Origin of the sequence: Winslowiella arboricola (assembly GCF_025527015.1) — a bacterium.
Classification (GTDB): Bacteria; Pseudomonadota; Gammaproteobacteria; order Enterobacterales; family Enterobacteriaceae; genus Erwinia; species Erwinia arboricola.
The window spans coordinates 256,186-280,611 of the sequence record NZ_JAODIM010000038.1; the positions used below are offsets into that span (position 1 = coordinate 256,186).

Consider the following 24,426-nt stretch of genomic DNA (forward strand, 5'->3'; position numbering starts at 1 on the left):
GTTGGGGTTGGACAATGCTGCCATACTCTCGCCATAATGGGTGTGGACATGGGGTACCCTGGTGCCAAATCAGCACAACGGAGTAAAAATGGGTCAGGAAAAGTTATATATAGAAAAAGAACTTAGCTGGTTATCCTTTAACGAACGCGTGCTGCAGGAAGCGGCTGACAAGACTAACCCGCTGATTGAACGCATGCGTTTTCTGGGTATTTATTCCAATAATCTTGATGAGTTCTATAAGGTACGCTTCGCCGATCTGAAACGTCGTATTCTGATTGGTGAAGAGCAGGGGTCCGCCAGTACGCCACGCCATTTACTGAAAAAGATCCAGCAACGGGTAATGAAAGCCGATCAGGAATTTGACGGCCTGTATAACGATCTGCTGCTGGAAATGGCGCGCAACCAGATTTTCCTGATCAACGAACGTCAGCTGTCACCCAATCAGCAGAGCTGGCTGCGTCACTATTTTAAACATCATCTGCGTCAGCACATCACCCCCATCCTGATTAATCACGACACCGACCTGACCGAATTTCTCAAAGATGATTACACCTATCTGGCGGTCGAGATTATTCGTGGCGACGAGGCGCACCATGCACTGCTGGAGATCCCCTCCGATAAAGTGCCGCGCTTTGTCAATCTGCCGCCGGAAGCACCACGCCGTCGCAAGCCGATGATCCTGCTGGATAACATTCTGCGCTACTGCCTGGATGATATATTTAAAGGCTTCTTTGATTATGACGCGCTGAACGCCTATTCCATGAAAATGACGCGGGATGCGGAGTATGATCTGGTCACTGAGATGGAATCCAGCCTGCTGGAACTGATGTCCTCGAGCCTGAAACAGCGTCTGACCGCCGAGCCGGTGCGCTTTGTTTATCAGCGTGATATGCCGGATGCGCTGGTTGAGTTGCTGCGTGGCAAGCTGAATATTTCCAATTACGACTCGATTATTCCCGGCGGCCGTTACCACAACTTTAAAGACTTTATTAGCTTCCCCAATGTCGGCAAAGCTAATCTGGTTAATAAACCGCTGCCGCAACTGCGTCATATCTGGTTTGACCGTTTTCGCAACGGCTTTGACGCCATCCGCAATCATGACGTGCTGCTCTACTATCCATATCACACCTTTGAGCATGTGCTGGAGCTACTGCGTCAGGCCTCGTTTGATCCGAGCGTACTGGCGATTAAAATCAATATTTACCGCGTCGCCAAAAACTCGCGCATTATCGATGCGATGATCCACGCCGCTTATAACGGCAAAAAAGTCACGGTGGTGGTGGAGTTACAGGCGCGGTTTGATGAAGAAGCCAATATTCACTGGGCCAAACGCTTAACCGAAGCCGGCGTGCATGTGATTTTTTCCGCGCCGGGTCTGAAAATCCATGCCAAGCTGTTTTTGGTTTCCCGCCGTGAGAACGGTGAAATTGTGCGCTACGCTCATATTGGTACTGGCAACTTTAATGAGAAGACCGCGCGCCTGTATACCGATTACTCACTGCTTACCGCTGATGCGCGCATTACCAACGAAGTGCGCCGGGTGTTTAACTTTATTGAAAACCCTTACCGCCCGGTCACTTTTGAGCATCTGATGGTATCGCCGCAAAATTCACGCCGCATGCTGTATCAGCTGATCGATAACGAAATCGCCAACGCACAGAATGGTATTGCGGCTGGCATTACGCTGAAAATCAACAATCTGGTGGATAAAGGTTTGGTCGACCGTCTGTACACCGCTTCCAGTGTTGGCGTGAAGGTTGATCTGCTGGTACGCGGCATGTGCTCACTGATCCCTGACCTGGAAGGCATCAGCGATAATATCAGAGTAATCAGTATCATAGACCGTTATCTTGAGCACGATCGGGTCTATATCTTTGACAACGGCGGCGATAAAAAAGTGTATCTCTCCTCCGCTGACTGGATGACGCGTAACATTGATTATCGTATTGAAGTGGCGGTGGCGATCCTCGATCCGACGCTGAAACAGCGCATCCTGGATATTATTGGCATCCTGTTCAGTGATACCCTGAAAGCCCGCTACGTTGATAAAGAGCTGAGTAACCGTTATGTGCCGCGTGGTAACCGCCGTAAAGTACGCGCGCAGTTAGCCATTTACGATTACATCAAATCCCTGGAACAACCTGAATAATCACTATGCCAATATCCCATAAAAGTACGCCTAAACCGCAGGAATTTGCTGCCATTGACCTCGGTTCTAACAGTTTTCACATGGTGATTGCCCGCGTGGTGGATGGCGCCATGCAGGTGCTGGGACGGTTGAAACAGCGGGTACACCTGGCTGACGGTCTCGATGCCAATAATGTGCTGAGCGAAGAGGCGATCCAGCGCGGGCTAAGCTGCCTCGCGCTGTTTGCCGAACGTCTGCAGGGTTTCAGCCCGGCGAATGTCACCATTGTCGGCACCCACACCCTGCGCCAGGCAATCAATGCCGAAGAGTTTCTGCAACGCGCCGCTGATGTGATCCCCTATCCGATCGAAGTGATCTCCGGTCACGAAGAGGCACGTCTGATCTTTATGGGTGTGGAACATACACAGCCGGAAAAAGGCCGTAAGCTGGTGATTGATATCGGCGGCGGTTCGACAGAGCTGGTGATCGGCGAAGACTTTGAGCCAAAACTGGTCGAAAGTCGCCGCATGGGCTGCGTCAGTTTTGCCCAGCACTACTTCGCGCAAGGGGTAATCAGCAAAGAGAACTTCCGCCGTGCGCGCCTGGCGGCGGCACAGAAACTGGAAACCCTGGCCTGGCAGTATCGCCTGCTGGGCTGGCAGTTTGCGCTTGGCGCCTCCGGCACCATTAAAGCGGCCTGCGAAGTGTTGCAGGCAATGGGCGAGAAAGAGAAGCTGATTACGCCAGAACGTCTGGAGATGTTGTATGACGAAGTGATCAAACATAAATCTTTTGATGCGCTTAGCCTGCCAGGCCTTTCCGACGAACGTAAAGCGGTATTTGTGCCGGGACTGGCGATTCTGTGCGGCGTCTTCGATGCGCTGGCGATCCGCGAGCTGCGTCTTTCAGACGGCGCGCTGCGTGAAGGGGTGCTGTATGAGATGGAGGGCCGCTTCCGCCATCAGGATATTCGCAGCCGTACCGCGCAGAGCCTCGCTAATCATTACAATATCGATACCGATCAGGCGCGTCGCGTACTCGACACCACCGAACAGCTGTATCTGCAGTGGAAAGATCAGAACCCGAAACTGGCTAACCCGCAGCTGGCGGCGTTGCTGAAGTGGGCGTCGATGCTGCACGAAGTCGGCCTGACGATTAACCACAGCGGTCTGCAACGCCACTCCTCTTATATCCTGCAAAATACCAATATGCCGGGCTTTAACCAGGATCAACAGTCGCTGCTGGCGATGCTGGTACGCTATCACCGTAAAGCAGTAAAAGTGGATGAGATGCCGCGCTTCACGCTGTTTAAGAAGAAGCAATTTCTGCCGCTGGTCTTTTTGCTGCGTTTAGGTGCGCTGTTAAATAATCAGCGCCAGGCGACCACCCGGCCCGAGGCGTTAAAACTGGAAACCGATGATGGTCACTGGACGCTCACCTTCCCAACCGGTTATTTCGCCCAGAACAACCTCGTTCAGCTCGACCTTGAGCGCGAGCAGGCTTACTGGGAAGAGGTGATCGGCTGGAAGCTGGTGATTCAGGAAGGGTTGTAAACGCCCGGCGCAATAGTTCACTGCCGGTTGCGCCATCAGCGCGTAACCGGCGAGTACTGACAAATGGTTTGATCATGATGACTACAGACTGCGGAAAATTTTTTACCGAAAAGTATCAGCTTAGCGCGCCCCACTCCGAAATTGTGGCCGCCGCCACGTCTGTCCCCGCCGGTAAAGCGCTTGATCTCGGCTGTGGCAGCGGACGCAATTCGCTGTACCTGAATCAGCAAGGGTTTGATGTTACCGCCTGGGACAAAAATGCCGACAGCATTGCCACGCTAAACCAGATTATTGCGCAGGAGTCGCTCAGCAAACTCCACACCGCCATCAAGGATCTTGATAATCTGCGCTTTAACGGCGAGTACGATTTTGTCTTCTCCACCGTGGTGATGATGTTCCTGCAAGCGGAAACCATTCCGCAGATGATTGCCGATATGCAGGCCAGCACCCGCCGTGACGGTTACAACCTGATTGTCGCAGCGATGGACAGCACGGATTATCCCTGCACCCTGCCCTTCCCGTTCACCTTTAAATCCGGTGAACTGAGCCACTATTACCGCAAGTGGCATATTGTGAAATATAACGAGGATGTCGGTCAGCTGTTTAAAACCGATGAACAGGGGAATCGCATCAGCCTGCGATTCGCTACGCTGCTGGCGCAAAAAGCGCCGACTAAGGATTGATCTCTGCGCCGCCCGCAGGCGCCAGCGTCTCCAGCCGCTGCGGCAGACTGATGGCGTACCCTTGCAGGTAATCCACTCCCATTTTGCGTAACGCGGTGGCGATATCGTCAGATTCGACGAACTCCGCCACCACCTTCATCCGTCGCAGGCGCGCAACGCAGCAAATCGACTCAATAATATGGTAGTCCAGGCTGCTGATAAGAATGTTGCGCACAAAGCTGCCGTTGATTTTCAGGATATCTGCCTGAATCTCGCGCAGGCGCGTGTAACTGGCGTAGCCGGTGCCGAAATCATCAATCGCAACCTGACATCCCATTTCACGCAGCTGATTAATCGAGCGATTGCCCCAGGTTAAGTCACTGAGCATATGCGACTCTTCCACTTCGACAATCAGCTGCCAGGGTTCGATATGGTAGTTACGCAGCATCGTGGCGATCTCCTTCGCCAGGTGCGGGCGACACATGGTGGAAGCAAACAGATTGACGGCAAAACGCGCCCCGGGCAATGACTGGCGATGCTCGTCAATAAAGCTTAATGTCTGCTCCAGCACCCAGCGGTCAATTTCCCAGCTCATACCAAACTCATGCACCACCGGCAGAAAGATCCCCGGCTTCAGCTGCTCGCCCTGAGAATCCACCATGCGCAGCAATATTTCGTGATAGTCATCGCCACGCAGCCCCTGAATACGCTGCGCCAGCAATACGAACTTATCGTTATCCAGCGCAAACTGCACTTCATGCAGCATCGCCAGCTTATCTTTGACTTTACGCTGCACCGGAATGCCACCCTGCTGCAAATTTTCCGGCAGCCCGCTATTCAGTGACACCTCCGCCATTGCGCTAAGTTCACCAAGCAGCTCATGCAGATGGCTGACCGGCGGTCTGACGCTGCAAAAGCTCAGGCCAACACTTGGTTGCAACGGTAAACCATCCCAGGTCAGGCGGTAGTTCTTCAGCCGTGCGGCAATCTCTTCCACGCGCATCAGCGGGGCGTCACTCCCCAGCCGCAGCGCGAGGTCAAAGCCCGGCAGCTGATACACCTCTTCGCCAGCGCGCATAAAGGGGCGCAAATGACCAGCCAGACAGCGTTTATACTGAATGCGCAGTTGCAGGCCATAGGTGCGGCTCAACAGATCGAGTTCGGGAATGCGCAGAAAACAGAGCGTCGAGGGGACGCGCGCCGAGAGATCGGCGCTAAGGGCGCGCAGATTCGGCAGGCCAATCACCGGATCGGTTAACGCCGCGCGTTTCGCCTTAATAATAATCCGCCGTTGATGGGTGCCAAGCGCCGCCATCAGAAAGATGGTGACGGTAAATACCAGCAGATTGGAGGAGATAATCGCCAGATGCTGCAACTGCGTCTGCATATCAAGAAACTGCTCACGGAACTGATACAGCGCCACCAGAATCAGCGACCAGCTCAGGGAGGTCATCAGATAGCCAAAACGCATCGCCGCCCACAGCATCAGCGGCAGCAGCAAGGTTAAGGTGTAGTCACTGGTCAGCAGGTTGGCCCGATCGACGCGAAAATGGGTCAGCACCGCCAGCATCAGCGCCATCAATACTCCCCAGCAGAGCAGCTCGCGCAGCGTGGCCTCTTCGGCAATCTGCTGCTTTAACCGCTGCCATAAAATCACCGCAAAGCGCGGATGTTTAATAATGCGAATCAGCCAGTAATAGACCTGCAACACCGAAGCGCAGGAGAGCAACAGCGCCTGAAAGTTAATCAGCGTGCGGATAGTGAAAGGATCGCGCGAAAAAATAGCACTGGCTTCAGGTAAAACGCCCAGCGTTACCACCATTTGCAGCAAGAACAGCATCAGCGTCGGTAAAAAAAACGCCAGCCAGAACAGCCGCACCGGCGCCATACCCAGTGCACCAAAACCGACGCCCCAGCGATTACGCGCATGCATACGATAACCAGCCCAGCTGATGCAGATGCCGGCGAGAAACAGCATGCTGGCAATCAGCGCCTGCCCTGGCGGGATAATCATGGCGTAGCGAAACAGCAGCGCGATGCAGATTCCCGGTAGCGCCGCCCAGTCAAATACCATCAGCATCGCCACCATCATCGCCAGCGGCAGATAGATCAGATAAACATCGCCTTCGGCAAGTTGCAGGCGCGCGGAGAAGTGGCTGGAAAGCGGCATCAGGATCAGCGGCAACAGCAGCGGTAAACCCCACCAGTGCGTACTGAAATATCGGTAACGGAAAGTTTTGCGCATATGCATCATCTATGTTGCAGAGCCCGGCGATCTGTCTCTGCCGTTGGTTGCTCTTCGTCCTGAAGAAGCCCGTGAGGGCTGGCCCGCCCCGCTTCGGGGCTGCCTGGCATGCGACCAGGTCACTATAAGTTTGACATAAATCAACAAACAGATTGATAATTTTTTGTACAACCCGCATGTTTAACCCGTGGTAAGCCGCAGGATGCTATTTTATTAGCCTGGACGCTGAGGCGGATTGACCTGATCGCCGCGCTGTGCCTAAATACTCTTATCGCTCGCCATGCGGGCTTACTGCAGGAACCCTCCGCGTGAATAACGCTATGCATATACAACGACACAAGAAAACTGGACAGATGACGCGTATCGTTTTGCTGATCAGTTTTATTATTTTACTCGGCCGTTTGATCTACACTATTCCGGGTGCCATCGAACATCATCAGCAAAAGAATGCACCGACACCGGCAATCACCGCCCCCGTAACCACGCCATAATGCTCACGTGATGACACGAGAGTTAAGTTGCCTTGATTGAGACAACTTACCCTCATTTCATAGAGTTGCTTTGTCGGCTTTATGCCGCTTTGACGTGCTGCTTTACAGACACAAGGGATATTTATGTCTGCACCTGCTTCCCACGCCCAACAGCTGGCTGAGATCCGTAGCCGTATTCTCAACCTGCTGCTGAATAATAATGATTTAGTCGACACCCTTCTCGAACATCCCCATCGTGAAACCGAACAAGAGACCCAGGCGGTCGAGCAGCAAACGGCTGAGCTTCAGCAATATATTCCGCTGCTGCATGCGGCTGACCTTGCGGATATCCTCGAAGCGCTGCCGGAAGATGAACGTCTGGCGCTCTGGCGTCTGATTGAAGACGCGCGCCGCGGCCAGGTACTGGTTGAGGCCTCGGAAAGCGTCTGGGAAAGCCTGATCGAGGAGATGAGTGATAAAGCGATCCTGCAGGCGATTGAGCCGCTGGATATCGACGATCAGGCTTATCTGGCGAAATATCTGCCGCGTGACCTCACCGGCCGTCTGCTGACCTCGCTGGAGCCAGGCCAGCGCGCACATGTGTTGAATATGATGCATTTCGACCGCGATCGCGTCGGACGCATTATGGATTTCAATCTGCTGACGGTACGCGCCGACGTGACGCTGGCGACGGTGCAGCGCTTTCTGCGCCGTAAGAAATCGGTGCCCGACGGCACCGATAAACTGTTTGTGACCGATAAAAATAACGATCTGCTCGGTGAATTACCGTTAACCGCGATTCTGCTGAATACGCCGGATAAACAGGTGTTTGAGGTGATGAACAGCAAGCCGACCACCTTTCGCCTCGACGACAAGGCGGAGGATGCGGCTGGCGCCTTCGAACGTTATAACCTGATCTCCGCCGCGGTTATCGACCAGCAAGGCAAGCTGATTGGCCGCGTAACCATTGAAGATGTGGTGGATTTGGTCAATGAAGAGAGCGACAGCAATATTCGTAAAATGGGCGGCTTAAGCCCGGACGAAGATGTGTTTGCGCCGGTAAAAAAAGCGGTGCGCACGCGCTGGGCCTGGCTGGCGGTCAATCTGTGTACTGCTTTTGTCGCCTCGCGGGTGATCGGCATGTTTGAAGCCACTATTTCGCAGCTGGTGGCGCTGGCGGCGTTGATGCCGATTGTCGCCGGCATTGGCGGTAATACCGGCAATCAGACGATTACCATGATTGTTCGCGCTTTGGCGCTGCATCAGGTGGAGCCGGGCAACTTCTCATTTCTGATCCTGCGTGAACTCGGCGTGGCGCTGATTAATGGCCTGTTCTGGGGCGGAATTATGGGCATCGTTACCTGGCTGATGTATGACAATCCACAGCTGGGCGGCGTAATGATGCTGGCGATGGTGCTGAACCTGCTGCTGGCGGCGCTGATGGGCGTGCTGATCCCGCTGATTATGACGCGGATGAAACGCGATCCGGCAGTCGGCTCAAGCGTATTAATCACCGCTTTAACCGATACCGGTGGCTTCTTTATTTTCCTCGGTCTGGCGACGCTGTTTTTACTGCACTGATTAATATCAGCTTTGCGGCTTTTCCGCCGTCGCCGCAGCCAGCTGACCAATAAACGGCAAACGCAGGGCCGGAGGAGCAATATTCACCCCGAGATTCAGGCCGAGAATATTCACCTCCAGCCCCTCCTGCGCGCCGACCGTCAGTGCCAGCACGCCCAGCACGGAGAGCTGTACGCCTTTGCCTGACGGCGGTAAACCAATTGGATTGGTCAGGGCGCGATAATCCTTGCCGATGGCATTAGCCGGCATATTCAGTTTCAGCTCCGGCACTTCCCGGCCGATATGGGCAAGAAAGGTGTTGCTGTTTGGCCCGGGCCACGCGTGATAAGTATGCGGCCACGGATAGCTTTTAATCGCCGCTTCAATATGCGGAATCATCGCTTCCGCCTCAGCACCACGATGCTCCAGCAGCAGTCCCGGCTTCGCGCCAAACCAGAAACCATCGGCCACCGTATAGTTGTGGCGCACCACATCGCTACTGCCCCAGCTGATCACTTCGTAGCGATGATACTGGCTTTCACCGGCACGCTTAAAGATGATCCACGGGTGGACAGCAAACAACCCGCGCCAGCCATAAGTCTGGGCGGTATAGACCTGCACAATCGCCAGATTGCGATAATGGCGCGCATCCGGCGCAATGCCTGCAGAATCGCGGCGCGCCGTCATCCAGCCCTGAGCGCTGGAGCTCTCACCATTACGCATCGACTGCGCCAGACTCTGACCAAATGACAGCAGCAGCACGCAAAGAAAAACGATACTCATCACTTTGAGAAGGCTCATAGATTTTGTCGGTCCAGTGGCAAGAAAAGCAGGTTAACGCCCGGCCAACCAGTGTACTGCGAGTTGGCGTCAATTTACATCTCCTCAACCGGGCGCTGATCATACTGCGCCTGTGCCTGCATCACCGCGGCTGAATGGCTGACCGTCCATAAATATAACGCCTGAAACGGCGCTTCCAGCGTGCGTCCCAATGGCGTGATGCTGTACTCCACGGCGATCTGCGAGGAAGGGATCACCCGCCGGGCCAGGATACCGTTCCGCTCCAGACGGCGCAGACTCTGGGTTAACGATTTTTGCGTAATCCCTTCCAGTTGCCGCTTGATTTCATTGAAACGTTGCGGCTTTTTGCAGAGCACCGTCAGGATCAACACCGACCATTTATCGGTGATCTGATCCAGCAATAAACGGCTTGCACTGTCGCCACTACACTCCACAACGGCTGGCTCGATCTGCTCCGGCGTCGGTTGATTATTTGCAGGCATGGTTTCCTCCGCTATACCTGATAGATTTTAAGTGCCTGATTGACACCAGGTATACACAATATACCATGATGCAACATTTTAAATAAGGAGTTCATTATGTCATCCACATCCCCTAATCAGGCCGCTGACCAGCTGGCAGTCGTTGAAGCCCTCTACCGTTTCGCCGCCGGTATCGATCTGCGCGATAAAGCGCTGCTGGCCTCTGCGCTGGCAGAGAATGCCGTATCCGATTTCCGCCCTGCCGCCGCCAAAGCTGGCTTTGAGTATCCGCTGCTTGAAGGCCGCGAGAATATTGTCGCCGCGCTGGCCGGCGCGCTTAGCCCGTTCGACACCACCCATTCAGTCAGCAATCCCCGCGTCAGCATTGAGGGGGATAAAGCGCAGCTGGAAGCGATCGTCGAAGCGCAGCATCTGCCGCGCAACGATCACTCGCGTCACTATCTGATGAAAAATCGCTATAACGTCGAACTGGTAAGGCAGGGGGAAAGCTGGCTGATCCAGCGCAATACCGTGGATAATGTCTGGCGTAGCGGTGATCCAGCGGTGCTGGCTGGGGTTTAGTCGATAATAACCATCAAACAATGTCATCTTCAGTATGGTGGCTGGGAGAGGACGCAAGCACAGAGCTGCGTCTGATTATTCCAGCAATATCCTGCTTGTCGGGGCGATGTTTCCTGTGCAAACCTTGAGGGGTATTGTACATGCCTGAGATTAAATACGTTTCGATCACCTGACGCCCCGCCATTGTGCACATCATCGGCACGGGCGGCGAAAACGCCGCCCCTACATAAGCCTATGAATTTTCTGTACGGGCGGCGTTTTCTCCGCCCGTAAAAACGCCCCATGTCACAATGATAGTTTTGACCTCTGGCGGCACAACTGGAGCGAAGTTGCTCCGGGTGATAATGTAACACACTTATTTTAATGAAGTTTATCTTGAGTGACGGGTATTAGCCGGCATCGATACTAACTTGCCTCTGGCTAACTGGCAGTAAAAACCTGCAATCTCACCCAGCGTTTTCCGCCCACCATGGTCAGCGCCACAATGGACGCTATCGCTGCAAGGTGCATCAGCAAATCAAGCGGATGAAAATGCAGCGGATGGCAAAACGCCAGCATGGTCATCGCCATACAGGCGACGCCAAATCCCGCCATCGCCAGGCTGCGTAGCGGATATAACGTCCGTGTGCGGCGCAGGCTGGCAATCATAATCGCGATCATCGGCAGGCTGACCACCAGCATAAAGCGATAACAACCGGTTCCTTCGGCGATATTGGCCAGCAAAGGCTCTGCCGACAGATTGCTGCTGCTGGCAATCAGCCAGAGCACAATCAACGGCACGAACACCTTCCAGCTCAGCACGCGTCGTCCGGGAATGCTCAGATTAAATGCGCTGCGAATCGCCAGCACGCCCAGCAGAAACGACAGCAGCAGCTGCAGGATGGTCGGCAGCACGCCGGGTTGCGTCCAGTCAGTCAGGGTGCGTTGCACCAGCAAGCTGGCGATAGCGCCGCACGGCAGTGCAATCGCCATCCAGCAGGCCACACGCCAGCGGGTCGGTAAAGGCCGCTTGACCGGACCGGCGGAACGACTCAGTTTTTCAATTAACAAATCATGATCTGCCATGATGGGCTCCGAAACGACGAAGATTTTTTAACGCGCGATGTAATAGCGATTTCACCACCGCCACGCTCAGGTTGTTATGCGCTGCGGCCTCCGTCAGGCTCATCTCACGTAAATGCACGTTCTCGACGATTTCGCGTTGTCGCACTGGCAACTGACGTAAAAAAACATTCAGCTCCTCCCGCGACTCCTGCTGTCCGGCTCTCAGGGCTGAGCTGCTGTCCGCAACGTTGAAACTCGCAGCCACCTCTTCCTCTTCCCAGCGCTGATGACGACCGCGCCGTCGCAGCGCATCCACCGCACGCGCCGAGACAATCGCCATCAGCCACGGCAGAAAGGGATAGTGCGGATCATAAGTGTGGCGCACCCGATGCAGCGTCAGCAGCACGTCCTGAATCACATCCTCGATCAGAACATCATCCGCAATATGTTTATGCGCCAGCGAGCGAATAACCGGCACCAGCGCTTTTAACAGCTGCGTATAGGCGCGCTGATCGCCAGCCTGGGCGCTTGCCATTAAGCCCGGCCAGCTTTCTCGCGCTGCATCGCACATCACCATATTTCACCTTGTTGCTATGACGACAGGCAGCCCGCGCGCTGCCTGGCTGTCATGTCTTCTTACCGACTGCCTGATGCAGAGCGTTCACCACGATGCCGGGGGTTAATACCTGCGGCAATACTTTTGGCGCACTGCCATCGGCGGGATAGACCACATACAGCGGCAACCCACCCTGACCAAACTGATTAAGTGCATCATCGACATCAGGATTAAATTTGGTGGAATCCGCCACCATATACAGGGTGCCGGTTTTCGCCAGCGCGTCCTTAACCGCCACGGTAGAGAGCGACGTCCGTTCATTAACCTGACAGGTTATACACCAGGATGCGGTGAAGTTTACAAAGATCGCTTTGCCATGACCGCGATTGTCGTCGACATTTTGCGGCGACCATTTTACCGGCGTGACGTTTTCCGTTAGCTGGCTGTCTGGCAATGACGTCCCCACTTTCATCATTGAGGGTAGCGGCACAATGATGACCAGCGCCAGCACAGCAGTGACGGCAAACAGGACTTTATGTGCTTTGCCCGCCAAACGCCGGTGCTGCGCCATACCGTACAGCCAGGCGGCGAAGCCCAGCAACACGGAACAGGCCAGCAGGGTCGCCAGCGCGGCAGTCCCGGCCTGTTGCGCCAGCACCCAGACCAGCCAGGCGTACGCGCCAAACATCGGGAAGGCAAGCCCGCGTTTCAGCACATCCATCCAGGCGCCGGGACGCGGCAGGATTTTCGCCAGCAGCGGAAAGAGCGAGACCAGGGTAAAAGGCGCGGCAAATCCCAGCGCCAGCGCGGCGAAAATCGCCAGCGCTACTGCCGGTGGCTGCACCAGCGCATAACCTACCGCGCTGGCCATAAAGGGAGCGGAACAGGGGGTGGCGACGATAATCGCCAAGGCGCCCGTCATTGCGGAACGCATAAACACGCCACCACCGGCGGAAATCGCGCCGACCCGTTGCGCCGAAAGTCCGACCTCAAATACGCCCAGCAGGTTGAGGGCCGCCCCCAGGATCACCAGCGCCAGGATCGCCACCACCAGCGGCGACTGTAGCTGGAAACCCCAGCCAACCGCTGCGCCGCCGGCGCGTACCGCCAGCAACACGCCAGCCAGCGCCATCATGGTGACAATCACCCCCAGCAGGAACCCCAGCCCTTCGCGGCGTGCGCTGGCCGGACTTCCCTGATGCCGCAATAATCCCAGTGCTTTCAGCGAAATAATCGGGAAAACACAAGGCATAAGGTTAAGAATTATGCCGCCAATAAAGGCGGCCAGCATAGCGGTCAGCATCGTTGGCCCCGGGATGATAAAGGATTAATTAGCAGCTGCGGTCTGCGGATGTGACTCACTGTAGTGCTTCACCGCGTCGAGGGTTTTCTGGATATGCGCATCGGGGTTACGATCGGTGTAACTCAACAGGATATTGCCATCGGGAGCAATAACATACGAGGTGCGGTCCGAAAGGGTTTTGCCCTTCATCTGCATAAGCGTGTTGTACTCGGCGGCGACTTTCGCGCCCGGATCTGCTGCAACGGCAAATTTGTCGCGGCATTCCAGTTTCGAGAATTCATCGACCTGATCGGTATTGCCGGCGGTTACGCCAACCACCGTCGCGCCCATTTTGTTAAAGCTGTCGCTGGCTTCAGCAAACGCATGGGCTTCGATAGTGCAACCGGCGCTAAAGGCTGCGGGGAAGAAGTAGAGCACCACCGGCCCTTTCTGCAACGCCTTCTGCAACGAGAAGGTCAGCGGCTTGCCGCCCAGTGCGCCCTGCAACTCAAAGTTGGGCGCTTTAGCTCCGGCAGGCAGCGCGGCTTCGCCAGGCAGCGCGACAAAAGAAAGGCCGATGGCCGTTGCGATGCTCAGACTGCAAACAAGATTTTTTATGCGGTTCATCTTCTGCTCCTGCGACTGTTAAGGGGTCCGGATTTGGACGCTCAATAACAGTTCGCTATGCAGATGCAAAAAGTTTCGCCGCAGAAAAAAAAGATTTACTTACCAGCCGTTATTATCAGGTGCGCTCCCGCAGCGCCGACTCAATCTTATCGGCAACTTTTGTCACCACCCAGGCAATAACCATATAGAACACCACGGCAATCGCAAAGGCTTCGAGATAGTAGAAATTCAGCGCGGCGGTTAACTGCGCCTGAGCAAAAATATCGACAACTTCAATGGCGAAGGCCAGCGAGAGCGCCTTCATAATCACCATAAACGCGTTCGCCAGATCGGGGATCGCCGCGACAATTATCTGCGGAAACATCACCCGGCGGAACAGCTGGCCGTTGGTATAGCCTAACGAGTGCGCCGCATCCGACTGACCGCTGTCAAAAGAGTTCAGCGCGCCTTTTACCACCTCAGCCTGGAACGCCGCCACACAGGCGGTCAGCGCCACAACAATAATCACCCAGTTCGGCATCGAGTGGGCGTTGACTTCTACCCCCATCAGCGAGGCGACAAAATGCAGCGCCGGTGGAATACCGTAGTAGGCAAGGAAGATCACCACCACCATCGGCACGCCTTTAAAGGCGACTTTATAGGTCACTACCAGCTGGCGCAGCACCGGTATACGCTGGTGCTCAATCCACGCAAACAGGCCGCCAGCCAGCGTGGAAAATATAAAGATGGTGACCGCCATCGCCAGCGTCACCGGCACGGCGTCCATAATGCTCCAGAAATCTGGTAACAAAACGTCGATATCAAACATAAATGATTACTCTCTCAGTCAGAGGTTCGCCGTGAACTTAATCTTCGCCGCTGTGGATTTTGCGCTGTACTTTGCCTGGCGCAGCTCGAAGAAACGCACAATCAGCCATGCAACCAGACACAGCAACGAATAGAGCACCGCCAGCACCAGATAGGTGCCAAACTGATACTGGTTATAGTCGCGTTCCATAATCAGATGCGCCGTCGCCATCACATCGGCTGCGCCGATATACATCACCAGCGCAACATTGTGGATCAGGTAAATAACCGCGTTACCATAGCCCGGCAGGCCGATATGTAACGCCTGCGGACCGACAATACGGGTGATCTTGTGGCGCAGGCTGTATCCCAGGCTGTCTGCCGCGTCATGCTGACCGCGTTCAACCGCAAGAAATGCAGGCCGCATCACCTCTGACAGATAACCGCCATGGTAAAGGCTCAGCCCCACCATTGAAGCGACGGTCGCCGAGAAAAAATCGTCCACGCCAAACAGGCCGCCGACCAGCGGCAGGCCGTAGAACGCGACGAATAGCTGGAGCACCACCGGCACGCTGCGGGCGTAAGATACGTAGAGATCGGCCAGCTGGCTGATCACCAGTACCCTGCGCACGCGGAAGGTCGTTGCCACCAGCGCCAGGCAAAAACCGGCGATAAGGGCGACAAACATAATGCCGAGTGTCAGCGGCAAAGCCGAAAGTAACTCGGGGATCATGGTAGATAAATCCACTGTAAAACACTCCTGATGGCAATTTCAGCTTTGACCGTTGACCACTAAACCATAGGTTTCGGTGAATCAGTTACTTGATATATTTGACGACTTCTTCGCCAAACCACTTCTGTGAAAGTTTGTCCAGCGTACCGTCCTCTTTCAGCTCTTTAAGTGCCTTGTTGATGTCGTCGTTCAACACCTTGTTTTTGTCTGACTTATGAATCAGGGCGTAGGTGTTGTTAATCGCCACCGGCTCACTGGCTTTAATTTTGAGCTTCTGGTTATCAATAACGGTCTGCTCACCGAGGTTTGACGGCAGGATCAGCGCGTCATATTTGCCGTTCTGCACTTCTTTCAGGCGATCCGGGTAAGGAATGCCGGCGCTGGAGGCTTTGATATCGACTTTGGCGTCAGGGTTATCTTGCTGCCACTGATTAACAAATTTGTAGACGCCGCCACCGGCGGTAACCGGTACAATTTTCTTACCGACCAGATCCTTCATACCGTTGATATTGCTGTCATCACGGCTGTAGATTTTCATCAGGCTGGCGCCCATCGGGCTGTCCGGGATCAGAAACTGTTTGCTGCGCGCTGGCGCTTTATAGTAGCCCCCGGTAGCCATATCGTACTTGCCGGTGACCAGGCCGGTTTCCTGCGCAATATCCGCAGCGCCTTCCATCACAAATTTGTACTGTGGCAGCTTAGCGTTAATGGCTTTCAGCACATCCGGTTCATAGCCTTGCGGCTCGACGCCGATGGCGCCCCATGACAGTGGCTTGGATTCCGCCGCCGTGGCGATTTTAATGGTGCGCACCGATTCAGCATGGCTTAACGCGGAGATCGACAGCGCGAGGGTCATGCCACCCAGTACCGCCAGACGACGTAACGTTGATTTGATTGCAGACATATCATTGAGTCCTTTTATTATCAGAGTACCGGTTCAGAATTAAGGAACTGCGCAAGGCGTGGTGTCGCGGGATTATCGAAAATCTCCGCCGGACTGCCTTCAGCGGCGACAACACCCTGATCCATAAACACAATGCGATTGGAGACGCTTTTTGCAAACTGCATTTCGTGGGTCACCAGCAGCGACGTGATACCTGAAGAGGTGACATCTTTAATCACCTTCAGCACTTCACCCACCAGCTCAGGATCCAGCGATGAGGTTGGCTCATCGAACAGCATCACATCTGGTCGCACTGCCAGTGCGCGTGCGATACCAGCGCGCTGCAGCTGCCCACCGGAAAGGCGCGATGGATAGTGGTCCAGCTTCGCCGCCAGACCAACACGCTCAAGCTCTTGCAGAGCAATCGCGCGCGCCTCTTCTCTGGATTTGCGCTGCACCACCATCAACGGATCCATCACGTTTTCCAGCACCGTCATATTTTTGAAAACGTTAAATTGCTGGAACACCATTGCGGTACGTAAACGGATCGCCTTGATATCAGCCTTATTTGCATGCTGATAATCCATGCGAATCTGATCGAAGGTAATAATTCCTGATGCTGGCTTAGCCAGATAGTTAATGCAGCGCAGCAGCGTGGTCTTACCGGTGCCGCTCGGGCCGATAATTGACACGACGTCACCGCGCTTCACCGAAAGGTTGACGCCTTTCAGGATCGGCGTGCTGCCGTACGACAGTTTTAAATCTTTTATTTCAAGCATTTATTTGTGCCCTTTAAATGAGAGTCTTTATTTAACGCTTGTTGCAGGTGAAATTTCATTACGCGATCTCAGCGTGGCCGAGTACGTGCATCAGGCGATTTGCCCAGCCAAAGATAGAGATGGCGTGGATCAGATCGATAATCTCGTGGTCATCCATGCCGACGGCGCGTAGCGCAGCGATATCCCCGCTGGTCGCCTCTGAAGGCGCCGCCGACAGGTTGCGGGCAAAGCGGTAAATGGCCGCATCACGCGGGCCGAGCGTTTCAGCTTTGTTGAAATAGAGTGCGCTCACCACTTCATCGCTTTTCGTCAGCTGAGCATGACGACGGGCATGCACTACCGCACAATATTTGCAGCCATTGACGATCGAGGCGCCCAGCGCACCCAGTTCGCGATCGGCACGCGCAAGCCCGCCCTCAACATACATAATGGCATTGAACAATACGGTGCGCGCCACGTAGCTGTCAGGATCATGCGCCAGCGTACGCACATACTCTGAAATCTTCTTGCTGGATGGCGTCACCTTCATCGCTTCAAGCTGTTCAGATGTGGCGTCGGCTAGTTCGACCGGCGCAATATACGGATGCCAGGAGAGCGGCTTCAGGCTAACCAGCGGAATCATAATGACCTCATCAGGCGTAAACCGGCCGCAACCCGCGTCTGGAAGTTGACGAAGGCGATCAGTTCGGAAAGTGCGACAATCTGCGGATTGTTCAGCCCGGCCTGCTCCAGCAGCCGGATATCGTTCGCCACAGCCTTCACCGGCGTCAGCGTAACCAGATCGACATGACGGGCGATGGCCGCCAGCGGTTGTTCCAGATCGGTCGCGCCGGCGGCCAGCGCCAGCAGCGATTCTGTCGCTGTCAATCCGGCCAGCTGCGCATCATAAGCAGCAATTAAGTCCTGATCGGCATTCAGCGCCGCCATACGACGCGCCAGAGCAGCGCGTAACACCGGCGCCAGCCCCTGATCGTCAGCAGGTTGCAATACCGAGAGGCGGCAATGCTCCGCCCCTTCAACGAATTCTGGCCGAAAACGGCGCGCGCTGAACAGTGCATCGTCCGGTGAAAGACCGGCGGCCTTGTCTATTGCGTCGATCACAACGCGTTCTCCTGTTTAATAAAGGGGGTCGAATCCAGCCACTCGTCGCCCTGAAGTTCAGGGTTGTCGTAAGCGACCAGACTGGCGAAGTGAGTTTTAACATCTTCGGCAAATAACGATGCGGCAATGCCGCGCACCAGACGATCGGCGCCAGCACTGACGGCCGGAATATCACCGGAGACCTTGCCATGGGTCAGCATCGCAGCGTCGTTAAAGCAGTGAATATGCGCCAGTATCGGACAGGCGCCAGCGACACGCTCACGGAACTCGAAGGCAGGCCCCAGATCCGGCGCTTCTGACAGACCCGCGCGCGGCGCGCCCATCTCCGGTGTATAGCGGCCATCCGCCCAGTTGCGAATATGCGGCGCAATAGCGTTAAACTCCGGGCGACCACTGAAGTCATTGGAAAAACCGGTAGCGGCAATCAGAAAATCGTAGCGCATCGCTCCCTGGGTGGTTTCAATCAGCAACCCCTCAGCGTCCTGCTCTACCGCCACGATGCCGCAATTAAGGAAGAAGCGGGCATTCGGGTGACGCGACACGCGCAGCGTCGAGGAACGCGGTGGCGGCGTCTGGGTCGAGGCGGTGTAATCGACAAACTTCCACTTCCAGGCATCAGGCAGTTGATGCATGCCATGGACCACGCCCTGGCTGCCGATACCGGTCATCTTATTAATGCGCGGCATCTCTTTACGTCGGATCAGCAGATCAACTGCCCCGGCTCCCGCCTCAAGCGCGGTTGCGGCATTATCCATAGAAGAGGCGCCCGCGCCGATAACCGCCACGCGTTTGCCCTGCAACGCGTCAAAGTTGATCTCGTCCGCAGAATGCGCCCAGTAACGACGATCGATACCCTGAAGAAAATCGGGAACGGCAAAACCACCCAGACCGGAGCGGCCGGTTGCCAGAACCAGACGACGCGTGAGGATCCGGCCGGTTTCCGCGCCTTCAATAGCGATGGCAATCAGATCGCCGACCTGCTCAATACCAGTCATACGCACATTATTGCGCACCGGCAGATTAAGCACTCTGCGATACCAGACGAGGTAATCCATCCACTGATTTTTGGGAATTTTGTCCAGCGCCTGCCAGGCCTCAGCGCCCCACTGCGCGGTAAACCAGGCGCGGAAAGTCAGTTGCGGCAGGCCCAGCGCCGGACCATGCAGGGTTTTCGGAGAACGCAGCGTCTCCATGCGGGCAAAGGTCACCCACGGCCCTTCGCGTCCGGCCGGAGCCGCATCATAAGCGACGATATTATTTATCCCGCTCAGTAACAGTTTTGCCGTCGCCGCCAGTCCGCACATGCCACCGCCAATCACCACCACGTCGCGAACCGGCACGCCGTCGTGCAGCTGTTCAGGAACCCAGGGTTTAGCGGGCAGTTCAAGCAGTTCGAGATCCTGCTGAAGTCGCGCCTCCAGAGCGGGAAGACCGGCCGACAATGGCGAAATCGCCGCATACGTCATGATTTGGTTCCTTAACTTTTTCCCGTTCGCGGGAGTGTTACAGGTTGTCTGATTAAGGCGCAGGGCATCAAACAGGCCCGGTTATTGTGCGTTTTTATTATCGCCTTAACACATAATTACTGACTTAGTATCTCTGTAGTGCATAGTAAAAGATGTGGCACGGAATACTCCCCCCTCCACAGAAAGGAGTCAAGAATTACGCCTGATTGTTAACCAATGGTTTTCTTATATCTTATACACAAATTCATATATAGGATGCTGCACCGAAGCCATAAATAAAAAACCCGCTGTCGAAACAGAGGGTTATATTGAGTTCCTGCTTTAAGCTTAAAGCCGCATCACTTATATATTTTATTCTTTAGGGAATATCCACAGATCATTGGCCGGCAAAGTAATATGGCAATGTTGTGCGTTACGCAGCTCTTTGCCATACACACGAATAGCAAAATCATCCCCTTCGGTGCGGAACAGATATTCCCAGCGATCACCAAGATACATGCTTGTTAACAGAGGAAGTTCGAGCGAGTTTTCCACAGGCGATTCGCTAAAATGCAGGCGTTCAACGCGAATAACCGCCGTAGCGTCCTGCCCGACAGTTACCCCTGCGCCAGCGCGTCCCCATAACGCCCAGTTCGCGCCTGCAATACGCGCCCTGTCTTCCGCCACATCGGTAATTTTGCCATGCAGGCGATTATTACTGCCCATAAACTCGGCGGCAAACAGCGTCTGCGGCGTGCCATACATCTCCTCTGGCGTCCCCTGCTGTTCTATCACCCCGTTATTAAGCAGCAGAATACGATCAGAGATCGCCATCGCCTCGTTCTGGTCATGTGTCACCATCAGTGCTGACAATCCCAGTTTAACAATCAGCTCACGCAGGAATACCCTGGCCTCTTCACGCAGCTTGGCATCAAGGTTAGACAAAGGTTCATCCAGCAGAATCACCGGTGGGTTATAGACCAGCGCGCGTCCAATCGCCACACGCTGCTGCTGACCGCCAGAAAGCTGATGCGGATGTCGCTTGCCCAGATGTCCCAGCCCAAGCTGGTCGAGTACGCTTTGTACCCGCTGGTTGATTTCAGAGGCAGCGACTTTGCGCAGTTTGAGTGGATAAGCGACATTTTCAAACACTGTTTTATGCGGCCATAACGCGTATGACTGAAATACCAGCCCCAGATTTCGCTCTTCTGCCGGGATCTCACTGCGCGGATTACCATCGTAGACAATGTTGCTGCCGATGGTAATTCTGCCCTGGGTCGGTTTTTCCAGCCCGGCCACCGCGCGCAGTAAGGTGGTTTTCCCGCTCCCCGAAGGCCCAAGCAGCGATACCACTTCTCCTTTGTTCAGCTGCATTGAAACGCCTTTCAGCACCGGGTTATCGCCGTAGGTCAGATGCAGGTTTTCTACCGATAGTTCAATCATGTAATTTCACTCCAAAGCGCAGAGCCACACCAAGGCCAATGACCACCAGCAGGATATTAATAAAGGAGAGCGCCGCCACGATATCAATGGCGCCTGCCGCCCACAGAGAAACCAGCATCGAACCAATGGTTTCCGTGCCGGAGGAGAGCAGATAGACACCGGTGGAATATTCACGCTCAAAAATCAGAAACATTAACAGCCAGGAACCAATCAGACCGTAACGCGAGAGCGGCACGGTGACATGGCGGGTCACCTGCCCGCGCGTGGCGCCGGTACTCCTCGCAGCTTCTTCCAGCTCCGGCCCAACCTGCAACAGCGTTGAAGATATCAACCGCAATCCATAGGCCATCCACACTACGGTGTACGCCAGCCAGACGCTGAAAATGGTACTTCGCAACGATCGCAGCCAGACGATCAGATGTTCACGCAGCCATTCCGCGATCGGCAATGCTGAAAGCCAGCCATTTTTCAGCGACTGATCCAGCCACATCGGCAGAAACAGGAACACCCACAAAAATGCCAGCCCTGCCAGCAGTCCCGGCACCGCACGGGGAACCAGCACACTGTAGTCCAGAAAGCGCGTAACATTATCCTGCTTACGGTGCATGGCGATGCCGACAAACAGATAGCACAGCACGGCCAGCGCCCCACCGATCACGCCGATGGCCATTGAGTTAACGATGGCGCGCAGCAGGTTCGGTTGCTGCCAGATATTACGGAAGGTATCCAGCGACAGTTCATCCCACACGGAAACACCGACGCCCCAATTGGAAATAAAGGCCCGCAGCACCACTCCCAGTAATGGCACGCCAATAGTGACGGTAAGCCAGGCCACCACTACCGCCCCGGCTACCCAGCGCCATTTGCCAAGTGGCAGCGCGCGAGCCTGAGAGGCTTTGCCTTTCATGGTGACAAAGCGGTTAGCGGTACGCATCAGCCGGCGTTGCAGCATCACCAGCGGAATGGTGATACAGATCAGCACCACCGCCACCGCAGCCATCAGATGGTAAGAAGGAGTTCCCAGTTTGTTGGTGAGTTTATACAGGTAAGTGGCAAGCACCATATTGCCTTCCGGATCGCCCAGCACCAGCATCAGGCCGAACACTTCCAGTCCAAGGAAAAACAGCAGCACACAGGCATACAGAACGGAGGGACGTACCATCGGCAAACTGACGGCAGTCATGATCTGTAGCGGCGAAGCGCCCACCGTTCTGGCGGCTTCTTCCACATCGGATCCCACGCTGCGTAACGCCGAAGAGATATACAGATAGGCATGCGGTACATGCGTCAGACCGGCGATTACCACAATGCTGAACATCGAATAGATGTTCCATGGCACAAAACCAAGCAGTTGCTCCGCCCAGCGGGAGAAAAACCCGACCGGCCCGACGGCCACCACATAGCCAAAGCCCAGCACCATCGGCGAAACAAATATCGGCACCAGAATCAGGGGTTCAATAAATCTGCGACCGGGTAAATCAGTGCGCACCATCAAAAAGGCGAGGATCCCGCCCAGAGGGATCGCAATGATCACCAGTCCAAACGCCAGAATAAATCCTGATTCCAGCGCATGCCAGAAATCGGGGTCGGTAAAAATAAACTCAAAGGACTCGAGACTGAATTCTTTGCTACGGGCAAAAAAAGGCGCAGAGAGGAAACTCTGTACGATGATAAACAGTAGCGGTATATAAATAACCAGAGCGGTTATCAATACCACTACGCCACGCGGCAACCCCTGCCACCTTCTGCGCAAGCTATTCATATGCATCCCTTTGGTCAGATGTTTAATGCAAACCAGTTGGGTGATAAACAGGGTTGTGTGCCATCAACACACAACCGTAGCAGATATTATTTCGCCGCGGCTGCGCGCCACTGTTTAATAAACTCCAGACGTTTTTTCGGCTCCAGATATTCCAGCAGCGATTCATCAACCGGGATCGGCTTCAACGCCCTGCCGAGGACTTTGGTGATGCCGTCAATATCATTTTCACCTTCAATATCATTACGCAGGGAGGGAATATCGGACTGGTTGGCAAGAATGCTCTGCCCTTTTTCTGACAACACATAGTCAAACCATAGCTTCGCCGCATTACTGTTCTCCGCCTGATCGCTGATAAACGACACGCGCGACAACACCAGTACATAATCTTTCGGATAAGAGATACCCAGCGAGGCATCGCCTTTGGCCCGCGCTTCAGCATAGGATCCGAGGATGTTATAACCAATCAGATTTTCCCCGGAGGAGACGCGTTCCATCATCGTACCGGTCGATGACTGCACCGTCAGTCCGCCTTTCGCCACGTCGCCAAGGGTTTTAAAATAGTTCGCATCCGCTTTATCATCCTGGACGGCAAGCATAAAACCGAGCCCGGATTTTTCGATATCGTAGGTGGTGACTTTATTTTTAAATTTATCGGCCTGACTGGCGATCAATTTTGCCAGTGCGCTGTGCGAATCCGGCACATCGCCCTCGGGAATCAGACGTTTATTATAAATAAATACCACCGGCTCGTAAGTTGTGCCATACGCCTTTTGCTGCCACACCGCCCATTTGGGTAATTTATCCAGCTCCGGCGAGGCATACTCCGCAGCATAGTCCGTCGCCAGCTTAAGTCCGGTATCCATTGAAGAGCTCCAGACCACATCTCCACTGCCGCCGCCGGAGGCCTGTTCGCTGATATAACGGTTATACAGTTCGGTGCTGTTCATATCGTTATATTCGACTTTAATGCCCGGATACAATGACTCAAAACCTTTGATCAGCGGACCCGCGGCTTTGGTATCGGTGGTTGAGTAAATGACAACTTTGCCCTCCTTGATTCCGGCATCAACCACTTTTTGATAATCTGCCGGGTAGCCCTGCGGAACCGCCGCCAGAATGGAACCAGAAAATATCGTCGCCAGTGAAGCAGCTATCGCACCTATTTTTATAACCATAAGCTCAGCCCCTAATCATCGTTTTAAACACAAAATTAACATATAGCGCGTTGCGCGCACGATGCAACGCGGTGGTTTGTTTTTTTTGACTTTTGTGACGGTTATGCGATTTAAATAACGCGACTTTAAAGCTTAATGAGAAAATTGAGACTTAAAGCAGGAAGATAAGTGACTTTTCCAAATAATAATTTCAAAGTGAAATCATACTAATCAGGATATTAAACCCGCAGAAACACTGAAAATACCACAGAAAGCAGAATAATTTACCGAAATAATATCCTGTAAAGTAAATTAAATTAACTGAAAATCACTTTTACATTCTCGTTTCAGTATGAAAATGTAATTAAA

23 protein-coding genes are annotated in these 24,426 nt (G+C 54.3%); 6 read left to right on the top strand and 17 right to left on the bottom strand.

The window, feature by feature from the left end:
• The first annotated feature begins 88 nt into the window (after nt 1-88).
• From ppk1 to tehB, 3 genes are all read left to right on the top strand, one after another.
• The gene (gene ppk1, locus N5923_RS07175) at nt 89-2,149 is read left to right on the top strand and encodes a polyphosphate kinase 1 (protein WP_267143308.1); all 2,061 of its coding nucleotides are present in this window, start codon (nt 89-91) and stop codon (nt 2,147-2,149) included.
• A gap of 5 nt (nt 2,150-2,154) precedes the next feature.
• Nucleotides 2,155-3,681, top strand: a complete 1,527-nt coding sequence (gene ppx / locus N5923_RS07180; protein WP_267143307.1) for an exopolyphosphatase — start codon at nt 2,155-2,157, stop codon at nt 3,679-3,681.
• 77 nt (nt 3,682-3,758) lie between these two features.
• Nucleotides 3,759-4,364, top strand: coding sequence for a tellurite resistance methyltransferase TehB (tehB, locus tag N5923_RS07185; protein WP_267143342.1), 606 nt, complete (start codon nt 3,759-3,761; stop codon nt 4,362-4,364).
• Here the strand turns inward: tehB and N5923_RS07190 are convergent.
• Complete coding sequence (locus tag N5923_RS07190; protein ID WP_267143306.1) at nt 4,354-6,588, bottom strand: EAL domain-containing protein; 2,235 nt, start codon at nt 6,586-6,588, stop codon at nt 4,354-4,356. The two genes, tehB and N5923_RS07190, sit on opposite strands and share 11 nt — an antisense overlap.
• A gap of 308 nt (nt 6,589-6,896) precedes the next feature.
• Between N5923_RS07190 and N5923_RS07195 the strand changes: the two genes are divergently transcribed.
• Together N5923_RS07195 and mgtE are read left to right on the top strand one after the other, a co-directional pair.
• Nucleotides 6,897-7,079, top strand: a complete 183-nt coding sequence (locus N5923_RS07195; protein WP_267143305.1) for a YfgG family protein — start codon at nt 6,897-6,899, stop codon at nt 7,077-7,079.
• A gap of 123 nt (nt 7,080-7,202) precedes the next feature.
• Nucleotides 7,203-8,639, top strand: a complete 1,437-nt coding sequence (gene mgtE / locus N5923_RS07200) for a magnesium transporter (protein ID WP_267143304.1) — start codon at nt 7,203-7,205, stop codon at nt 8,637-8,639.
• Nucleotides 8,640-8,645: 6 nt separating this feature from the next.
• Here the strand turns inward: mgtE and N5923_RS07205 are convergent, their stop codons facing one another.
• Both N5923_RS07205 and N5923_RS07210 read right to left on the bottom strand, forming a co-directional pair.
• Entirely contained in the window at nt 8,646-9,419 is a 774-nt protein-coding gene (locus tag N5923_RS07205; protein ID WP_267143303.1) for a DUF3750 domain-containing protein, read from the bottom strand.
• A 74-nt stretch (nt 9,420-9,493) separates the two neighbouring features.
• Nucleotides 9,494-9,901 carry a winged helix-turn-helix transcriptional regulator gene (locus tag N5923_RS07210; protein ID WP_267143302.1) on the bottom strand — a complete coding sequence of 136 codons (408 nt, stop codon included), beginning with the start codon at nt 9,899-9,901 and terminating at the stop codon, nt 9,494-9,496.
• Nucleotides 9,902-9,997: 96 nt separating this feature from the next.
• On the opposite strand from N5923_RS07210, the gene N5923_RS07215 reads away from it, so the two are divergent.
• Nucleotides 9,998-10,462: a nuclear transport factor 2 family protein gene (locus tag N5923_RS07215; protein ID WP_267143301.1), complete on the top strand. Its 465-nt coding sequence runs from the start codon at nt 9,998-10,000 to the stop codon at nt 10,460-10,462.
• A 420-nt stretch (nt 10,463-10,882) separates the two neighbouring features.
• Here the strand turns inward: N5923_RS07215 and N5923_RS07220 are convergent, their stop codons facing one another.
• The 14 genes from N5923_RS07220 to N5923_RS07285 all read right to left on the bottom strand — a co-directional run bounded on the left by N5923_RS07220 (nt 10,883) and on the right by N5923_RS07285 (nt 24,078).
• A complete protein-coding gene (locus N5923_RS07220; RefSeq protein ID WP_267143300.1) occupies nt 10,883-11,527 on the bottom strand; it encodes an NrsF family protein in 645 nt (214 codons plus the stop codon).
• Nucleotides 11,514-12,083, bottom strand: a complete 570-nt coding sequence (locus tag N5923_RS07225; protein WP_267143299.1) for a sigma-70 family RNA polymerase sigma factor — start codon at nt 12,081-12,083, stop codon at nt 11,514-11,516. Before N5923_RS07225 ends, N5923_RS07220 begins: the two co-directional genes overlap by 14 nt.
• Nucleotides 12,084-12,132: 49 nt before the next feature.
• Complete coding sequence (locus tag N5923_RS07230; RefSeq protein ID WP_267143298.1) at nt 12,133-13,365, bottom strand: protein-disulfide reductase DsbD family protein; 1,233 nt, start codon at nt 13,363-13,365, stop codon at nt 12,133-12,135.
• A 24-nt stretch (nt 13,366-13,389) separates the two neighbouring features.
• Nucleotides 13,390-13,971: a peroxiredoxin gene (locus N5923_RS07235; RefSeq protein WP_017803207.1), complete on the bottom strand. Its 582-nt coding sequence runs from the start codon at nt 13,969-13,971 to the stop codon at nt 13,390-13,392.
• Nucleotides 13,972-14,086: 115 nt separating this feature from the next.
• On the bottom strand, nt 14,087-14,779 hold the full coding sequence (locus N5923_RS07240; RefSeq protein ID WP_267143297.1) for an amino acid ABC transporter permease: 693 nt from the start codon (nt 14,777-14,779) through the stop codon (nt 14,087-14,089).
• Nucleotides 14,780-14,797: 18 nt separating this feature from the next.
• Nucleotides 14,798-15,490, bottom strand: a complete 693-nt coding sequence (locus N5923_RS07245; protein ID WP_267143341.1) for an amino acid ABC transporter permease — start codon at nt 15,488-15,490, stop codon at nt 14,798-14,800.
• A gap of 85 nt (nt 15,491-15,575) precedes the next feature.
• Nucleotides 15,576-16,394 (bottom strand): transporter substrate-binding domain-containing protein, encoded by an 819-nt coding sequence (locus N5923_RS07250; protein ID WP_267143296.1) that lies wholly within the window; start codon nt 16,392-16,394, stop codon nt 15,576-15,578.
• Between the two features lie 20 nt (nt 16,395-16,414).
• Complete coding sequence (locus tag N5923_RS07255) at nt 16,415-17,152, bottom strand: amino acid ABC transporter ATP-binding protein (RefSeq protein ID WP_267143295.1); 738 nt, start codon at nt 17,150-17,152, stop codon at nt 16,415-16,417.
• A gap of 58 nt (nt 17,153-17,210) precedes the next feature.
• Nucleotides 17,211-17,774 (bottom strand): peroxidase-related enzyme, encoded by a 564-nt coding sequence (locus tag N5923_RS07260; RefSeq protein WP_267143294.1) that lies wholly within the window; start codon nt 17,772-17,774, stop codon nt 17,211-17,213.
• Entirely contained in the window at nt 17,771-18,253 is a 483-nt protein-coding gene (locus N5923_RS07265; RefSeq protein WP_267143293.1) for a carboxymuconolactone decarboxylase family protein, read from the bottom strand. Before N5923_RS07265 ends, N5923_RS07260 begins: the two co-directional genes overlap by 4 nt.
• Entirely contained in the window at nt 18,250-19,719 is a 1,470-nt protein-coding gene (locus N5923_RS07270) for an NAD(P)-binding domain-containing protein (protein WP_267143292.1), read from the bottom strand. Before N5923_RS07270 ends, N5923_RS07265 begins: the two co-directional genes overlap by 4 nt.
• Nucleotides 19,720-20,070: 351 nt before the next feature.
• Nucleotides 20,071-21,141: an ABC transporter ATP-binding protein gene (locus N5923_RS07275; protein WP_267143291.1), complete on the bottom strand. Its 1,071-nt coding sequence runs from the start codon at nt 21,139-21,141 to the stop codon at nt 20,071-20,073.
• Nucleotides 21,134-22,903: an ABC transporter permease gene (locus tag N5923_RS07280; protein WP_267143290.1), complete on the bottom strand. Its 1,770-nt coding sequence runs from the start codon at nt 22,901-22,903 to the stop codon at nt 21,134-21,136. Before N5923_RS07280 ends, N5923_RS07275 begins: the two co-directional genes overlap by 8 nt.
• Before the next feature lie 86 nt (nt 22,904-22,989).
• Nucleotides 22,990-24,078 (bottom strand): ABC transporter substrate-binding protein, encoded by a 1,089-nt coding sequence (locus N5923_RS07285; RefSeq protein WP_267143289.1) that lies wholly within the window; start codon nt 24,076-24,078, stop codon nt 22,990-22,992.
• Nucleotides 24,079-24,426 lie beyond the last annotated feature (348 nt).

What these genes read in the sequence shown, in the direction of transcription:
- N5923_RS07240 (WP_267143297.1), bottom strand. Translation starts at nt 14,779, where the DNA reads ATGTTTGATATCGACGTTTTGTTACCAGATTTCTGGAGCATTATGGAC.
- tehB (WP_267143342.1), top strand. Translation starts at nt 3,759, where the DNA reads ATGACTACAGACTGCGGAAAATTTTTTACCGAAAAGTATCAGCTTAGC.
- ppk1 (WP_267143308.1), top strand. Translation starts at nt 89, where the DNA reads ATGGGTCAGGAAAAGTTATATATAGAAAAAGAACTTAGCTGGTTATCC.
- N5923_RS07285 (WP_267143289.1), bottom strand. Translation starts at nt 24,078, where the DNA reads ATGGTTATAAAAATAGGTGCGATAGCTGCTTCACTGGCGACGATATTT.
- N5923_RS07260 (WP_267143294.1), bottom strand. Translation starts at nt 17,774, where the DNA reads ATGATTCCGCTGGTTAGCCTGAAGCCGCTCTCCTGGCATCCGTATATT.
- N5923_RS07235 (WP_017803207.1), bottom strand. Translation starts at nt 13,971, where the DNA reads ATGAACCGCATAAAAAATCTTGTTTGCAGTCTGAGCATCGCAACGGCC.
- mgtE (WP_267143304.1), top strand. Translation starts at nt 7,203, where the DNA reads ATGTCTGCACCTGCTTCCCACGCCCAACAGCTGGCTGAGATCCGTAGC.
- N5923_RS07220 (WP_267143300.1), bottom strand. Translation starts at nt 11,527, where the DNA reads ATGGCAGATCATGATTTGTTAATTGAAAAACTGAGTCGTTCCGCCGGT.
- ppx (WP_267143307.1), top strand. Translation starts at nt 2,155, where the DNA reads ATGCCAATATCCCATAAAAGTACGCCTAAACCGCAGGAATTTGCTGCC.
- N5923_RS07245 (WP_267143341.1), bottom strand. Translation starts at nt 15,490, where the DNA reads ATGATCCCCGAGTTACTTTCGGCTTTGCCGCTGACACTCGGCATTATG.
- N5923_RS07210 (WP_267143302.1), bottom strand. Translation starts at nt 9,901, where the DNA reads ATGCCTGCAAATAATCAACCGACGCCGGAGCAGATCGAGCCAGCCGTT.
- N5923_RS07270 (WP_267143292.1), bottom strand. Translation starts at nt 19,719, where the DNA reads ATGACGTATGCGGCGATTTCGCCATTGTCGGCCGGTCTTCCCGCTCTG.
- N5923_RS07280 (WP_267143290.1), bottom strand. Translation starts at nt 22,903, where the DNA reads ATGAATAGCTTGCGCAGAAGGTGGCAGGGGTTGCCGCGTGGCGTAGTG.
- N5923_RS07230 (WP_267143298.1), bottom strand. Translation starts at nt 13,365, where the DNA reads ATGCTGACCGCTATGCTGGCCGCCTTTATTGGCGGCATAATTCTTAAC.
- N5923_RS07190 (WP_267143306.1), bottom strand. Translation starts at nt 6,588, where the DNA reads ATGCGCAAAACTTTCCGTTACCGATATTTCAGTACGCACTGGTGGGGT.
- N5923_RS07205 (WP_267143303.1), bottom strand. Translation starts at nt 9,419, where the DNA reads ATGAGCCTTCTCAAAGTGATGAGTATCGTTTTTCTTTGCGTGCTGCTG.
- N5923_RS07255 (WP_267143295.1), bottom strand. Translation starts at nt 17,152, where the DNA reads ATGCTTGAAATAAAAGATTTAAAACTGTCGTACGGCAGCACGCCGATC.
- N5923_RS07250 (WP_267143296.1), bottom strand. Translation starts at nt 16,394, where the DNA reads ATGTCTGCAATCAAATCAACGTTACGTCGTCTGGCGGTACTGGGTGGC.
- N5923_RS07275 (WP_267143291.1), bottom strand. Translation starts at nt 21,141, where the DNA reads ATGATTGAACTATCGGTAGAAAACCTGCATCTGACCTACGGCGATAAC.
- N5923_RS07225 (WP_267143299.1), bottom strand. Translation starts at nt 12,083, where the DNA reads ATGGTGATGTGCGATGCAGCGCGAGAAAGCTGGCCGGGCTTAATGGCA.
- N5923_RS07215 (WP_267143301.1), top strand. Translation starts at nt 9,998, where the DNA reads ATGTCATCCACATCCCCTAATCAGGCCGCTGACCAGCTGGCAGTCGTT.